Here is a 12709-nt window from a genome sequence, read left to right on the forward strand (position 1 = left end):
ATGACCATCGACAGGCACCTGCACCCCGGGATCGCGGCACAATGCGCGATCGTCCTCCGCTTCCGTGATCACCATGCGCACGACCGCCCTGCCCGCCCTCGCCGTCCTCGCGCTCGCGCTGTCCGCCGCGCTGCCCGCACGGGCCGCCGCGCCGCTGACCACCGAGGCTGAACGCAGCGGCTTCGTCCGCACCGGCCGCTACGCGGAGGTCATCGCGCTGTGCGACGCGTTCGCGCAGCGGTATCCCGACACCGTGCGCTGCATCGACTTCGGCACCACGCCGGAAGGCCGGCCGATGAAGGCGCTGGTCGCCAGCTGCCGCGGCGCATTCACGCCGGCGCAGGCGAAGGCCGCGGGCCTGCCGGTGCTGCTGGTGCAGGGCGGCATCCACGCCGGCGAGATCGACGGCAAGGACGCCGGCTTCCTCGCCCTGCGCGAAGTGCTCGACGGCCAGGCCGCGAAGGGCGCGCTCGACAAACTCGTGCTCGTCTTCGTGCCGGTGTTCAACATCGACGGCCACGAACGCTTCAGCCGCTGGAACCGGCCGAACCAGGTCGGTCCGGAGGCGATGGGCTGGCGCGTCACCGCGCAGAACTTCAACCTCAACCGCGACTACGTGAAGGCCGACGCGCCCGAGATGCAGGCGATGCTGGCGCTGGAGAACGCGTGGGACCCGATCGCCACGATCGACCTGCACGTCACCGACGGCGCCAAGTTCCGCCACGACGTGTCGATCCAGGTCGAACCGCTGCACGCCGGCGACGACGCGCTGCGCGGCGCGGGCCTGCAACTGCGCGACGGCACGCTGGAGCACCTGCGCAAGCGCGGTTCGCTGCCGGTGCCGTTCTACCCGTCGTTCGTCGAGAGCGACGACCCGACTTCGGGCTTCACCGACGGCGTCGCGCCGCCGCGGTTCTCCACCGGCTATTTCCTGCTGCGCAACCGGCTGGCGATGCTGGTCGAAACGCATTCGTGGAAGGACTACGCCACCCGCGTGAAGATCACCCATGACGCGGTGCTCGCCGTGCTCGATCTCACCGCCTCGCACGGCGCGGAATGGCGCCGCCTCGCCGACGCCGCGGACACCCGCGCAGCCACGCTCGGCGGCGACGCCGTGCCGCTGACCTGGAAGGCGACCGACAAGGTCCGCACGATCGATTTCCTCGGCTACGCCTACACGCGCACGCCGTCCGAGGTCTCCGGCGCACTGATGACGCGCTACGACGACAAGACCCCGCAAGTGTGGAAGCTGCCGCTGCGCGACGAGATCGTGCCGGCGCTGGTCGTCGACGCACCGAAGGCCGGCTACGTGGTGCCGGCCGCATGGGCGGACCTCGTTGCCGTCAAGCTGCGGCAGCACGGCATCGCGTTCTCGCGCCTCGACGCCGCGCATCCCGCGCTGGCGGTGCAGACATTCCGCGACGAGACGCCGACCTTTTCCGCCGCGCCGACCGAAAGCCACCAGCGGCTGACGGTCGAAGGCGCGTGGGCGCCGGAAACCCGCGACGTCGGCGCCGGCGCGCTGTTCGTGCCGATCGCGCAGCCGAAGGCGCGGCTGCTGATGTCGCTGCTGGAGCCGCAGGCACCGGATTCGCTGCTCGCGTGGGGCGAGTTCAACAACGCCTTCGAGCAGAAGGAATACATGGAGGACTACGTCGCCGAGGACGTGGCCCGCGACATGCTCGCCCACGATCCGGCGCTGAAGGCCGCGTTCGAGCAGAAGCTGAAGGACGATCCGACGTTCGCCGCCGATCCGGCCGCGCGCCTCGCGTTCTTCTACCGCCGGCACAGCGCCTGGGACGAACGCTTCGGGCTGTATCCGGTACTGCGGGTCGACGCCGCGCCGTGACCGCAAGACCCGACATGCCTGCTGGAAATTGCAGGCGTCATGCAATGCGTGGTATCACTGCCCCATGATCGCAAGCATCCGCGAACGAACTTGAAGCGACCCATTGTCTGCCAACCCGGCAGGCCGACCTTTTGCGCCTTCACTTCGTTCCGGATTTCCGCTCATGAAAATGTACATCCTCGTCAGGGACGACGTCCCGCTCGGCTTTGCCATGGTCGCGGTCGCGCACGCATCGCTGGCCGGCTACCTGGAGTTCCGGGATACGCCTGAAGTCCACGCGTGGTTGTCAGGCCCGTTCTTCAAGGCGGTCTGCAAGGCCAACGAACAGGAATTCGAAAACGCGAAACGGGTCGAGGACCATGTCGTTCTGACCGAATCAGCCCTGGGACACCGGGAAGTGGCCATCGTCTTCAAGCCGCGGGAAGAGTGGCCGAAGATGTTCCGGTTCCTGCGGCTCTACCGGGACGCGCCCGCAGCACCCTGACCGGTTCTTCGCAAGTGCTCAGCGCTTCTGGTACTTCCAGTTCTGCGACTTGCCCTCGGCCAGCCATTCGACGGCCTGGGCGATGCGCTTCGCGCGGGTCTCGGCGCGCTTCGCACCGAGGATCCATTCGAGGTATTCGCGATGGTGACTCGACGAAAAGCCGTCCCAGGTGCGACGTGCGGCCGGCACGCCATCCAGCGCCACGGCGAAGTCGGCCGGCATCTCCGGCAGCGGCGCGGGCGTCTTCTTCGCGGTCGCACGGGGCGGTTTCGTGCCCGAGGCATTGAGCGCCGCGGCGCGCTTCAGCAACGTTGCGAGCGTGCGCTTCGGCGGCAGGTCGTCGAGCGTCGCCAGCTTGCCGAAGCTGCCCATTCCTTCGGCCGGGCGTTCGCCGCCCATCACCTCGACGTGGCGCCAGAACCCGAACGCGGCGTGCTGCTTGAACGCCGCCATGTGGCACAGCGACGCGCCACCGACGACGAAGAACGGCATGCCCCACTTGATCGTCTCGTCCGCATCCGGGCAGGTCGCATGGACCAGCGCGCGCAGGTGTTCGAGGATCGGCCGTGCGAACGGTGCGGCCTTCGCGATGTAGGCATCGATGCGCGGGTCGCGTTCACCCATCGCGATGTCCTCAGCCGAACGGCCGCGGCAGGTCCAGCATCGGCGCGAGGAACCAGTACGCGCCGGCCAGCACCATGCCCCACCACAGCAGCTTGAACAGGAACTTGACCACCTTGATCGCGAAATACGCCGCGACGATGGCCAGCACCAGTCCGATCCAGCCCATGTCCGCCATCGTTGCCGTGCGCCTCGCTCAGTGGGTGCCAGGCAGCGATTCTGCCCGTTCCCGGGCGCGAACGGGAGCCAGCGCGGGATCGAGCGCCACGCGTTCATCGAACACGAAGCAGCCGCCGCGGTAGCCGAAGCCGCCGACCGCCTCGAAATAGCCGAGGATGCCGCCATCCAGCTGCAGCACGTTGTCCAGGCCCTGCGCGTGCATCCACAGCGCCGCCTTTTCGCAGCGAATGCCGCCGGTGCAGAAGCTGACGACGGTCGCGTCGACCAGCGCCTCGCGCTCGGCCAGCACCGCCGTCGGCAGGTCGACGAAATTGTCGATCGGCAGCACGAGCGCGCCGTCGAAGGTGCCGTGCGCGATCTCCTCGCGGTTGCGCGTGTCGAGCAGCACCAGCCGGCGACCGGCGTCGTCGGCGCCCTGCGCGATCCAGCGCGCGAGCGTCGCCGGCGCGACCGCGGGCGCGCGCGACGCGAGCGGCGTGGCGTCGGGCTGGCGGAACGCGATGATCTCGGCCTTGACCTTCACCTTCAGCCGCGCGAACGGCATCGAGGCGCAGCGGGTGGCGCGGACCACGAGGTCGGCGAAACGCGGATCGGCGCGCAGTTCGGCGAGGAAGCCGGCGATCGCATCGGGCGCGCCGGCGAGGAACAGATTCAGCCCTTCCGGTGCCACCAGCACCGTGCCGCGCAGGTCTTTCGCTTCGGCAGAGGCGCGCAGTCGTTCGGCGAGCGCGGCGGGATCGTCCACCGCGACGAAGCGGTAGGCGGCGATGTGTTCGATGGCGGGAACCGCATCGGTGGCGGAGGCGTCGGCAGGCAATGTCATCCCGCAATTTTACCGCCCGTCGCCAGCACGTTCGCGAGGTTGCGGCGTGCCTGCGCCTCGAAGCGGTCGCGGAAGAAGTCGCTGAGGAAGATGCGCTCGCTGTCGAGCAGCCTGCGGAAGAAGGCGCGGCGCTTGCGCCGGTACAGCCAGCGCGGAACCGCGCGGTATTCCTCGGCGATGGCGCGATCGTAGGCGGCGAAGGCCTCGGGCGCGGCGCCGAGGATCGCCATGTCGCAGTCCAGGAACCGCCGCGTGTCCTCGCCTTCCGGCGTGTCGGGGAAATCACCGCTGCGCAGCCCGCCGTGGCGGGCGGTGAGCAGGATCAGCGCTTCCACGCGGTCGATGTCGACACCGGCGACGGGCGGCCATCGGCACAGGTGCTCGCGCGCGAGATCGGCGGAGCGCGCCTCGTTGTCCTTGCGGCCCGGGACGTAGATCGCGTCGTGATAGAGCAGTGCGAACCGGACCGCGTCCGGCGCCTGCCAGCCCGGGCCTTCGGCGACGCTGCGGAAGTGCGCGAGCGTCTCGATGACGTGGCCGAAATGGTGGTACGCCCGTGGCGGCGTGGCGTAGGCCTCGCGCAATGCCCGGGCCTGCTCGGGCGGCAGGGCTGCCGTCCCGTCCTCCGGCGCGGGCGCGCCGGAAACGGGAGACGACGTCACCGCCGCCCTCGGGCCATCAACCGCCGACGACCGTCAGCGTGGGCGAACGCTTCGCCGAGGCGCGGCGTTCGGCCGCGGTTTCGGCGGTGTAGGCGCAGACGCGGTTGCGGCCTTCGTTCTTCGCGCGGTACAGCATCTGGTCGGCGTGCGACAGCAGGCGCGACAGGTCGTAGCCCGATTCGGCGGTCGAACTGACGCCGAAGCTGGCAGTGACGACGAACGAATAGCCGCTCTCGCGGGTGTCGATCTGCGCCAGCTGCGAGCGGCAGTCCTCGGCCAGGCGCGCGCCGGCAGCAAGATCGAAGCCGCGCAGCAGCACCGCGAACTCCTCGCCGCCGATGCGGCTGAGGTAGTCGATGCGGCGGCAATGCGCGGCGCAGGTCTTGCCGACCTGCTTCAGCACCCAGTCGCCGGCGCCGTGGCCGTAGGTGTCGTTGATCGCCTTGAAGTGGTCGAGGTCGAACATGACCAGCGCCGCGGTGTCGCCGGCGCGTGCGGCCTCGACCAGCGTGCGCTCCGCCTTCTGGCTGAAGAAGTGGCGGTTGCGCAGCCCGGTGAGACCGTCGGTCTGCGCGAGACGCTGCAACTGCGCCTGGTGGCGCTTGACCTGGATGGCCCAGAACACCGCGGCCGCGAGCAGCAGCAGCAGGAACACCATCGCCAGCCGCGCCTTCTGCGCGCTCTCGCGATCGAGCGTGCGCTGCAGTTGCAGGATCTTGATCGCACGATCCTGCAGCGCGATCTGCTGGGTCTGGCGCAGGGTTTCGTGGCGCACGATCTCGTAGGCCAGCTCGCGTGCCTTCACGTCGTTCTGGCGCGCGATCTCGGATTCGGCGTAGTGCTTGTACAGCTCCAGCGCCATCGTCGGCTTCTCGTGCCGCGACGCGATCTGGTACAGGGTGTTGTAGGCGCTGACGAGCGTGGCCGACGACTTGATCTGCTCGCCGAGGGCGATCGTCATGTTCGCGTGCTTCTCGGCCGACTCGACGTCGCCGAGCTTGAGCTTGAACTCGCCGATGAAGGCGTGCACGCCGGCGATCAGGCGCGGGTAGCGCGTGCGCTCGATCTCGGGCAGGGCGTCTTCCAGCAGCTTGACCGCATCCGGCAGGCGTTCCTCGCCCGCCCACTTGCGGGCCAGCACCACCTTGGCGAGGTTGAGCGGGATGACTTCATGGATCGAGGAGCAGGCGTTGATGACGCTCTGCACCGCGTCGTCGCCCTTCGGCAATTGATGCAATTCGAGCTGCGACTGGATCTCGACGTAACCGGCGGCGCACTTGGTGCGCGGACCGGGGTTGTCCGCCAGCATCTCGCGCGCGTAGTTCAGCGCGATCTGGTACTGGCCGATCTCGTTGTAGAGGACCGCGGCCGCACCGATGCCATCGTGGCGGATGTCCTTGTTCGCCACCTTGTTGCGGATGGCCAGCGTCTTCTGCAGGAAGCGCAGACCGGTGCTGAAATCGCGCTTGAGACCCGCCAGGTTGGCGACCAGGCTGCCGGCCCGGTACTTCAGGGTCACGTCCTTGGTCTCGTCGAACAGCGCCGACGCCATCCGGATGCTGTCTTCCGGCTTGTCGCGGTACACCCCGAGCGCGTAGGCCTCGAGGTAGCGCAGCCGTTCTTCCTGGCTGCGCGTGGCCGACTTGCGTTGTTTCTGGAGCTGCCCGAGCAACTCCAGAAACGCCTTCGGCTGCGCGCTCCTGATCTGGTCCGCCTCCGCCAGTTCGGCGTCGAAGGACCTCCCGGCCGCGAGCGCGCCGGTCCCCGTCGAGAACAAGAACAGCGAAACCAACAGGACTGCCAAATGCTTCCGTTGCATAGGGGGAGACCTCAATCTCTCAGTGACGCGTGATTCGGATTATTCGAGACTCTTGTCGTCCGGGCCCTTCTCGTCTTCGCGCTCTTCGCCCGGCGCCTTTTCCTGCTCGTTCTCGTCGGGCGCGAAGACCATGCACATCATGACGTCGCGACCGTTGAGCGCGCGGGTCAGCGCGCGCGGGTCCCGGCGCATCAGCGCGGTCCTGCACTCGCCTTCCCCGACCAGACCCGCGATGACGGCTTCGTATTCCCCGGCGGACATCCTCGCCATGGCCGCATTGGCACCCATGGACTCGAGAAACTGGATCACATTCGACATCGACTCCCCCCTTCTGCTGATGTTTCAACGGACTGCCGACCGCTTGTCGGCCAGACCGTCACGATTGCCGCGACGCTTCGGTACAACCCCTTGATCTCAAACGGCTTTCCCCAAACCGGAATCGGCACCGGAACGACCGCATTCGCAGGCTATGCGAAAAGATCATTCATATCAATCACTTCTGGGGGTTTCCGGCAAAAGTACCGATTTCGCTCCCTCGCCTGCCCCGGCCTGTGCACGGGCCAGTGCGGCGTCCAGCGCCGCCAGCCGCGCCAGCACCGCCTCGTCGCGCTGCATCGGCCAGGCCGGCGGCAGCACCAGCGTGGTCTGCAGCCGCAGTTCGGTGCGGGGCAACGCGGACAGCGGGATGCGGTCGATCCGCGGCTGCGCGATCGGCAGGGTCGCCGCCTCGTAGACCACGACCTCGTGGTCCGGCGGATAGCCCTGCGCCTCCAGCAGTTCCACCAGCAGGTGCAGGTGCGGGGCGTCGGTGGTGTAGCGGGACAGGCTGCGGTCGCCGGCGAGGCCGATCTGCCAGAGCACGAGATAGGCCGACGGGTCGATGCGCCGCCGGAAGAACATCATCTGGCTGGCCTCGAAATGCTGGCAGCCGCAGGTGCCGGGATCGATGCCGAGGTCGGCGTAGAGGCAGTCCTCCGCCGAGATGCCGGGATGCATCGTCGCCTCGAACCCTTCGGCGCGCGCGGCGGCGACGGCATGGTGCGGCACCTGCGCGAACACGCCCGGATGGCCGTAGAACACGCCGCAGACGCGCTTGCCGGCGCGCACTTCGGCGAGCATCGCGTCGATCATCTCGCGGTAGCTGTCGGTGCGCCGCTTGCCCTCGGCGTAGAACGGCTGGAGGCTGCGGACGTCGGGCCGCAACTGCGCCAGCCACAGTTCGACGATCGCGTCCGACACCAGCCCGAAGACGACGTCCGCCTGCTCGATCTCGCTGCGGCAGCGCGGGCTGAGGTGCGCGCCGAGCATCATGCCCAGACCGACGGCGCAGTAGCTGCCCGGCCCGCTCATGGCGCATCGCCTTCGCTGCGGGCGGCACGGACGGCAGCCCATATCTCGCGGGTCATGCGCAGGCCCGAGGCATCGGGGCCCGGCAGGCGGCAGGCGTCGAACTGCAGCAGTTCGCCGAGCCGGCCGACGCCGAGGTTCGCCGGCACGTGGCGGGCGATCACCGTCTGCAGATCGAGCTTCCAGCGCGGATCGAACAGGTGGTCGAGCACGCCCGCGGTGATCTCCAGCCCGTACTGCATGCCCTGGAAGCGCGGCAGGACCATCAGTCCCAGTTCGACGCTGCCGGGCGCATCGTCGCTGCGCAGGATGGACTGCATGCCGACCGCCTCGTCGGTGTCGCGCAGGCTCATGCGCCAGTAGCGCGCGCGCATCGGCGTTTCGCGGTTCCAGCCGCAGACCTTCGCATGCAGCGCATCGGCGGCATCGCGTGCGAGCGCGGGGCCGATGTGCGCCATCATCGCCGGGTCGGTGTAGAGCGCGCGGTAGAGGTCGCGATCGCGCTCGTCGACCAGGCGCCCGTGCAGGCGCGGGGTGTCGAAGCACCAGTCGATGCTGCCGTCCGTCGAGGGGCCGGTCATGGCACCTCCAGTGGCGCGGGCCATCGCGGGACGCGGGACACGGACGCTGCGCGGATCGTCGCGGACGTCGGGGCGTGGGGGGCTTGCGGCGACATCGTCGTTCTCCTGCTGCGGGCACGGTCGCAGGACCCGACCATGGCGCACCGGCGCACGATAGCAGGGATGCGCGCGGCGGCTGCGGGCTTGAGTGCCCCCGGGGCGCTGTCTACACTCGCGGGCGATCGCGGCGGGGGCCGCGCGCACCCGCCGACAAACTGCTCTGAGAGCCCGCCGATGTACCCACTGCTGTCGCTGTCCGCGCTGGTCCAGATCGCCTGCATCGTCCACGCGGTGCGCACGCGGCGTGCCTACTGGTGGATCTTCATCCTGATGGCCGGCTCCTTCATCGGCGTGACCGCCTACGTCATCGCCGAACTGCTGCCCGACCTGCGCCACAACCGCGCGGCGCGGCAGGTGCTGAACCAGGCCCACGACCGCATCGATCCCGAACGCCGCAAGCGCCAGGCGTCGCGCCAGCTCGACGTTGCCGACACCCTGGAGAACCGCAAGCGGCTGGCGCAGGAATGCTTCGACAGCGGCGACTACCAGCAGGCGGCGGAGATGTACCGCTCCGGCCTGCGCGGGCTGTACGCCACCGATCCCGACCTGATGCTGGGGCTGGCCCGCGCGCAGTTTGCGCTGGACCTGCCGGCGGAAGCGAAGCAGACGCTGGACGCGCTGATCGCGGCCAATCCCGATTTCCGCTCGCCCGAAGGCCATCTGGTCTACGCCCGCTGCCTGGAGGCCGTCAACGACGTACCGGCGGCGCTGCACGAGTACGCGGCGCTGGCCGACGGCTACCCGGGCGAGGAAGCGCGGGTGCGCTATGGCCAGTTGCTGCGCCGCGCCGGCCGGAACGCCGAGGCGGCCGAGGTGTTCCGCACTTCGATCAAGCGCACCGGCCTGGCGCCCAAGTACTACCAACGCCAGCAGAAGCCGTGGGTGGAGACGGCCAAGCGCGAACTGGCCTCGCTGCCGGCCTGAACCTCGGCGCCGGCCTCCGGGCCGGTAGCATGACGGCATGCGCGACGCGCCCGCCCCGCTGCCAAACCTCGACCTGATCCCCTGCGCGACCGCCGACGGCGCCGTGCTGGCGGCGTACAGCGGCGGGCTCGATTCCACCGTGCTGCTGCACCGGCTGGCGAGCGATCCGGCGATCCGCGCCCGCGGCCTGCGCGCCGTCCACGTGCACCACGGCCTGCATGCCGACGCCGACGCCTGGGCGACGCATTGCGCCGAGGTCTGCGCGGCGCTGGGCATCGCGCTGGACGTCCATCGCGTGACTGTGCCGCGCGACAGCGGCCTCGGCCCCGAAGCCGCGGCGCGCGAGGCCCGCCGCGCCGCGTTCGCGGCGTCGATGCGGCCGGGCGACTGCCTCGCCCTCGCCCAGCATCGCGAAGACCAGGCCGAAACCTTCCTGCTGCACGCCCTGCGCGGCTCCGGGCCCGAGGGGCTGGCGGCGATGCGGCCGTGGCGCCGGTTCGGCGACGGCTGGCTGTGGCGGCCGTTGCTGGAAACCCCGCGCGGCGCGCTGCTCGCCTATGCCGAGGCCCGCGGCCTGCGCTGGATCGAGGATCCGACCAACGCCGATCCCGCCTTCGACCGCAATTTCCTGCGCCACCGCGTGCTGCCGCTGCTGCGCGAACGCTGGCCGCACGCCGACGCCGGCTTCGCCCGGGCGGCGACGCTCGCCGGCGAATCGGCCGAGCTGCTGGCCGGACACGATCGCGCGGCGCTGGCGAACGTGCGCACCGACGACGAAGCACTGTCGATACCCGTACTGCGCGCGCTGGCGCCGCCGGAACGCGCGCGGGTGCTCCGCCTGTGGGCGACGACGCTGGGCTGGCCGCCGCTGTCGGCCGCGGCCGTGGCGCGGATCGAGGCGCACCTGCTGGACGCGACGCTCCCGCCGGATCGCCAGCCGTCGGTCGACTGGCACGGCCGGACGTTCCGGCGCTGGCGTGACGCCCTGCACGCGGTCGATCCGCGCCACGCGCTGCCGGCGGGCTGGTCCTGCGACTGGGACGGCCGCGTGCCGCTGGCGCTGCCGAACGGCGACCGGCTCGCGCTGACCGGCGCGGAGGCCCTGCCCGGCCCGTGCCTCGTCCACGCGCGCCGCGGCGGCGAGCGCCTGCGGCTGCCCGGCCGCACGCACCGTCACGCGCTCAAGCACCTGCTGCAGGACGCCGGCCTGCCGCCGTGGGAACGCGCCCGGCTGCCGCTGCTGAGCGCCGCCGACGGCACGCTGCTGGCCGCCGGCGATCGCTTCCTCGACGCCGGTTTCGCGTCGTGGCTGGCGGAACGCGGCGCGACGCTCGCGTGGACCCGGACCTGACGCCACCCGCACGCCGGCGACCTCCCCGCATCCGATATGCGCTGTGCATGAAAAACCGCAGCGCACGCTCTACACTGCCGGCATGGCCCGCAAGACACCCACGGACACGCCCGAGACCGCCGCGGACGCCGCGTCGCCGGTCGCGGATTTCGAACAGTCGCTGGACGCGCTGGAGCGTCTGGTCGAGAAGATGGAACAGGGACAGATGAGCCTGGAGGATTCGCTCGCCGCGTACGAACGCGGCGTCGGCCTCTATCGCCGCTGCCAGCAGGCGCTGGAACAGGCCGAACTGCGCGTGCGCCTGCTCAGCGACCCGGAACAGCCCGAGACCGCGGAACCCTTCGGCGATGTCTGAAGCGTCACCGCCGGCGCAGGCCGGCCTGGCGCCCGCGGACGCCTTCGCCGCCTGGCGCGCGCGCGCGGACGCGACGCTCGACCGCGCGATCGACGCCCACGCCGTCCCCGGCACCCGCCTGCAGGCCGCGATGCGCCACGCGGCGCTGCTCGGCGGCAAGCGCATGCGCCCGCTGCTGGTCTACGCCACCGGCACCCTGCTCGGTGCCGACGACGCCGCGCTCGACGCCCCGGCGTCCGCGGTCGAACTCATCCACGCCTACTCGCTGGTGCACGACGACCTGCCGGCGATGGACGACGACGCCCTGCGCCGCGGCCAACCGACCGTGCACGTCGCCTTCGACGAAGCCACCGCCATCCTCGCCGGCGACGCGCTGCAGGCGCTCGCGTTCCGGCAACTCGCCGATGCAGCGCTGCCCGCCGACGCGCGGATCGCGATGGTGCGCGAACTCGCGACCGCCGCCGGCGCCGCCGGCATGTGCGGCGGGCAGGCGTTCGACATCGACGCCACCGGCCGCGGCGGCGACATCGCGCTGGACGAACTGCGCCGGCTGCATGCGCTGAAGACCGGCGCGCTGCTGCGCTGCGCGGTGCGGCTGGGCGCGATCGCCAGCGGCGCGGACGCGCAGACCGCCGCGGTGCTCGACCGCTTCGCCGATGCGCTCGGCCTCGCCTTCCAGATCCGCGACGACCTGCTCGACATCGAGGGCGACAGCGCCACGCTCGGCAAGACCGCGGGCAAGGACCTCGCGCAGAACAAGGCCACGTTCCCGGCACTGCTGGGCGTGGACGGCGCGCGCACCGCGCTGGCCGAACAGGCCGACGCGATGCGCGATGCGCTGGCGCCGTTCGGCGAGCGCGCCGCGCGGCTCGCTGCTCTGGCGCGACAGGTGGTCGAACGCGACCGCTGAGGCCGGACCTCACCCGGCCGTGCCGTCCTCCGCGAACCGCAGGATGCGCGCCATCGGCATGTGATCGCCGGCATCGCGCCCGTAATGCGTCGCGACGATGCGGCCGCTGCCGTCGATCAGGAAATCCGCGGGCATCAGCGCGCCGGTCGGGCGGCTGCCCTGCGCGAAGCCGAGCAGGCGCAGGCCCCGCAACAGCGCAGGCAGCCGCATCAGCAGCGCCTTCGCCTTGCCCAGCGACGAACGCTCGGCGCCGAACGCCGCGTGGGCGCGGCCTTCGGGATCGGCCACCATGCGGAACGGCCGCGGCTGGCGCGCGATGAAGCGGCGCACGTCACGCTCGTCGGAATGGAAGATCGCAACGATATCGAGCCCTCGGGCGCGCAGGTCGTCGTGGTCGTGCGTGAGCTCGTAGACGCGGACGTTGCAGAACGGGCACGCGGCCTCGCGGAACACCGACAGCAGCAGCTTGCGGCCGTCGCCGATGCGGATCGGATGGCCCTCGATGTCCGACAGCGGCAGCGTCGGCGTGGATTGCGGCGGTTTCAGGCGCATGGGACTCCCTGTCTCGTTCGATGGACGCGGCACCGCGACCTGCGGTGCCGACACGAGGACAGGGAGTCGCGGACGACGCGATCCGTTGCGCGAGGATGCAGAAACGAAACCGCCCGGGGCGGCGCGCACCCCGGGCGGAGAGTCAGACGCGA

Annotated in this window: 15 protein-coding genes; 6 read left to right on the forward strand and 9 right to left on the reverse strand. The window is 70.6% G+C overall.

The window, feature by feature from the left end:
• The first annotated feature begins 73 nt into the window (after positions 1-73).
• Both ACT53Q_RS02620 and ACT53Q_RS02625 read left to right on the forward strand, forming a co-directional pair.
• Positions 74-1849 carry a M14 family metallopeptidase gene (locus ACT53Q_RS02620; protein WP_476185077.1) on the forward strand — a complete coding sequence of 592 codons (1776 nt, stop codon included), beginning with the start codon at positions 74-76 and terminating at the stop codon, positions 1847-1849.
• Between the two features lie 163 nt (positions 1850-2012).
• Complete coding sequence (locus ACT53Q_RS02625; protein WP_476185078.1) at positions 2013-2333, forward strand: hypothetical protein; 321 nt, start codon at positions 2013-2015, stop codon at positions 2331-2333.
• Between the two features lie 18 nt (positions 2334-2351).
• Here the strand turns inward: ACT53Q_RS02625 and ACT53Q_RS02630 are convergent, their stop codons facing one another.
• The 8 genes from ACT53Q_RS02630 to ACT53Q_RS02665 all read right to left on the reverse strand — a co-directional run bounded on the left by ACT53Q_RS02630 (position 2352) and on the right by ACT53Q_RS02665 (position 8366).
• A complete protein-coding gene (locus ACT53Q_RS02630; RefSeq protein WP_476185079.1) occupies positions 2352-2957 on the reverse strand; it encodes a YdeI/OmpD-associated family protein in 606 nt (201 codons plus the stop codon).
• A gap of 10 nt (positions 2958-2967) precedes the next feature.
• On the reverse strand, positions 2968-3123 hold the full coding sequence (locus tag ACT53Q_RS02635; RefSeq protein ID WP_476185080.1) for a hypothetical protein: 156 nt from the start codon (positions 3121-3123) through the stop codon (positions 2968-2970).
• Between the two features lie 27 nt (positions 3124-3150).
• A complete protein-coding gene (locus ACT53Q_RS02640) occupies positions 3151-3957 on the reverse strand; it encodes a sulfurtransferase (protein ID WP_476185081.1) in 807 nt (268 codons plus the stop codon).
• The gene (locus ACT53Q_RS02645; RefSeq protein ID WP_476185082.1) at positions 3954-4619 is read right to left on the reverse strand and encodes an HD domain-containing protein; all 666 of its coding nucleotides are present in this window, start codon (positions 4617-4619) and stop codon (positions 3954-3956) included. The genes ACT53Q_RS02640 and ACT53Q_RS02645 overlap by 4 nt, the downstream gene beginning before the upstream one ends.
• A 16-nt stretch (positions 4620-4635) precedes the next feature.
• A complete protein-coding gene (locus tag ACT53Q_RS02650) occupies positions 4636-6411 on the reverse strand; it encodes a GGDEF domain-containing protein (RefSeq protein WP_476185083.1) in 1776 nt (591 codons plus the stop codon).
• A 66-nt stretch (positions 6412-6477) separates the two neighbouring features.
• Positions 6478-6756, reverse strand: coding sequence for a hypothetical protein (locus tag ACT53Q_RS02655; RefSeq protein ID WP_476185084.1), 279 nt, complete (start codon positions 6754-6756; stop codon positions 6478-6480).
• A gap of 171 nt (positions 6757-6927) precedes the next feature.
• Entirely contained in the window at positions 6928-7788 is an 861-nt protein-coding gene (locus ACT53Q_RS02660; RefSeq protein WP_476185085.1) for an SAM-dependent methyltransferase, read from the reverse strand.
• Entirely contained in the window at positions 7785-8366 is a 582-nt protein-coding gene (locus tag ACT53Q_RS02665) for a GNAT family N-acetyltransferase (RefSeq protein WP_476185086.1), read from the reverse strand. Before ACT53Q_RS02665 ends, ACT53Q_RS02660 begins: the two co-directional genes overlap by 4 nt.
• A gap of 273 nt (positions 8367-8639) precedes the next feature.
• On the opposite strand from ACT53Q_RS02665, the gene ACT53Q_RS02670 reads away from it, so the two are divergent.
• The 4 genes from ACT53Q_RS02670 (at position 8640) to ispA (ending at position 12005) form a co-directional block, all read left to right on the forward strand.
• Positions 8640-9389, forward strand: coding sequence for a tetratricopeptide repeat protein (locus ACT53Q_RS02670; protein WP_476185087.1), 750 nt, complete (start codon positions 8640-8642; stop codon positions 9387-9389).
• A 37-nt stretch (positions 9390-9426) separates the two neighbouring features.
• Complete coding sequence (gene tilS, locus ACT53Q_RS02675; RefSeq protein WP_476185088.1) at positions 9427-10740, forward strand: tRNA lysidine(34) synthetase TilS; 1314 nt, start codon at positions 9427-9429, stop codon at positions 10738-10740.
• Positions 10741-10822: 82 nt separating this feature from the next.
• Positions 10823-11095 (forward strand): exodeoxyribonuclease VII small subunit, encoded by a 273-nt coding sequence (locus tag ACT53Q_RS02680; protein WP_476185173.1) that lies wholly within the window; start codon positions 10823-10825, stop codon positions 11093-11095.
• Positions 11088-12005, forward strand: coding sequence for a (2E,6E)-farnesyl diphosphate synthase (ispA, locus tag ACT53Q_RS02685; RefSeq protein WP_476185089.1), 918 nt, complete (start codon positions 11088-11090; stop codon positions 12003-12005). Before ACT53Q_RS02680 ends, ispA begins: the two co-directional genes overlap by 8 nt.
• Before the next feature lie 9 nt (positions 12006-12014).
• Here ispA and ACT53Q_RS02690 read toward each other — a convergent pair whose 3' ends face one another.
• Positions 12015-12557 carry a redoxin domain-containing protein gene (locus ACT53Q_RS02690; RefSeq protein ID WP_476185090.1) on the reverse strand — a complete coding sequence of 181 codons (543 nt, stop codon included), beginning with the start codon at positions 12555-12557 and terminating at the stop codon, positions 12015-12017.
• Between the last annotated feature and the right edge of the window lie 152 nt (positions 12558-12709).

It is taken from the genome of Lysobacter sp. DMC97 (genome assembly GCF_056313745.1).

Bases quoted from the DNA above. Each gene is read 5' to 3' on its own strand.
- ACT53Q_RS02620 (WP_476185077.1), top strand. From the start codon at position 74: ATGCGCACGACCGCCCTGCCCGCCCTCGCCGTCCTCGCGCTCGCGCTG.
- ACT53Q_RS02625 (WP_476185078.1), top strand. From the start codon at position 2,013: ATGAAAATGTACATCCTCGTCAGGGACGACGTCCCGCTCGGCTTTGCC.
- ACT53Q_RS02630 (WP_476185079.1), bottom strand. From the start codon at position 2,957: ATGGGTGAACGCGACCCGCGCATCGATGCCTACATCGCGAAGGCCGCA.
- ACT53Q_RS02635 (WP_476185080.1), bottom strand. From the start codon at position 3,123: ATGGGCTGGATCGGACTGGTGCTGGCCATCGTCGCGGCGTATTTCGCG.
- ACT53Q_RS02640 (WP_476185081.1), bottom strand. From the start codon at position 3,957: ATGACATTGCCTGCCGACGCCTCCGCCACCGATGCGGTTCCCGCCATC.
- ACT53Q_RS02655 (WP_476185084.1), bottom strand. From the start codon at position 6,756: ATGTCGAATGTGATCCAGTTTCTCGAGTCCATGGGTGCCAATGCGGCC.
- ACT53Q_RS02660 (WP_476185085.1), bottom strand. From the start codon at position 7,788: ATGAGCGGGCCGGGCAGCTACTGCGCCGTCGGTCTGGGCATGATGCTC.
- ACT53Q_RS02665 (WP_476185086.1), bottom strand. From the start codon at position 8,366: ATGACCGGCCCCTCGACGGACGGCAGCATCGACTGGTGCTTCGACACC.
- ACT53Q_RS02670 (WP_476185087.1), top strand. From the start codon at position 8,640: ATGTACCCACTGCTGTCGCTGTCCGCGCTGGTCCAGATCGCCTGCATC.
- tilS (WP_476185088.1), top strand. From the start codon at position 9,427: ATGCGCGACGCGCCCGCCCCGCTGCCAAACCTCGACCTGATCCCCTGC.
- ACT53Q_RS02680 (WP_476185173.1), top strand. From the start codon at position 10,823: ATGGCCCGCAAGACACCCACGGACACGCCCGAGACCGCCGCGGACGCC.
- ispA (WP_476185089.1), top strand. From the start codon at position 11,088: ATGTCTGAAGCGTCACCGCCGGCGCAGGCCGGCCTGGCGCCCGCGGAC.
- ACT53Q_RS02690 (WP_476185090.1), bottom strand. From the start codon at position 12,557: ATGCGCCTGAAACCGCCGCAATCCACGCCGACGCTGCCGCTGTCGGAC.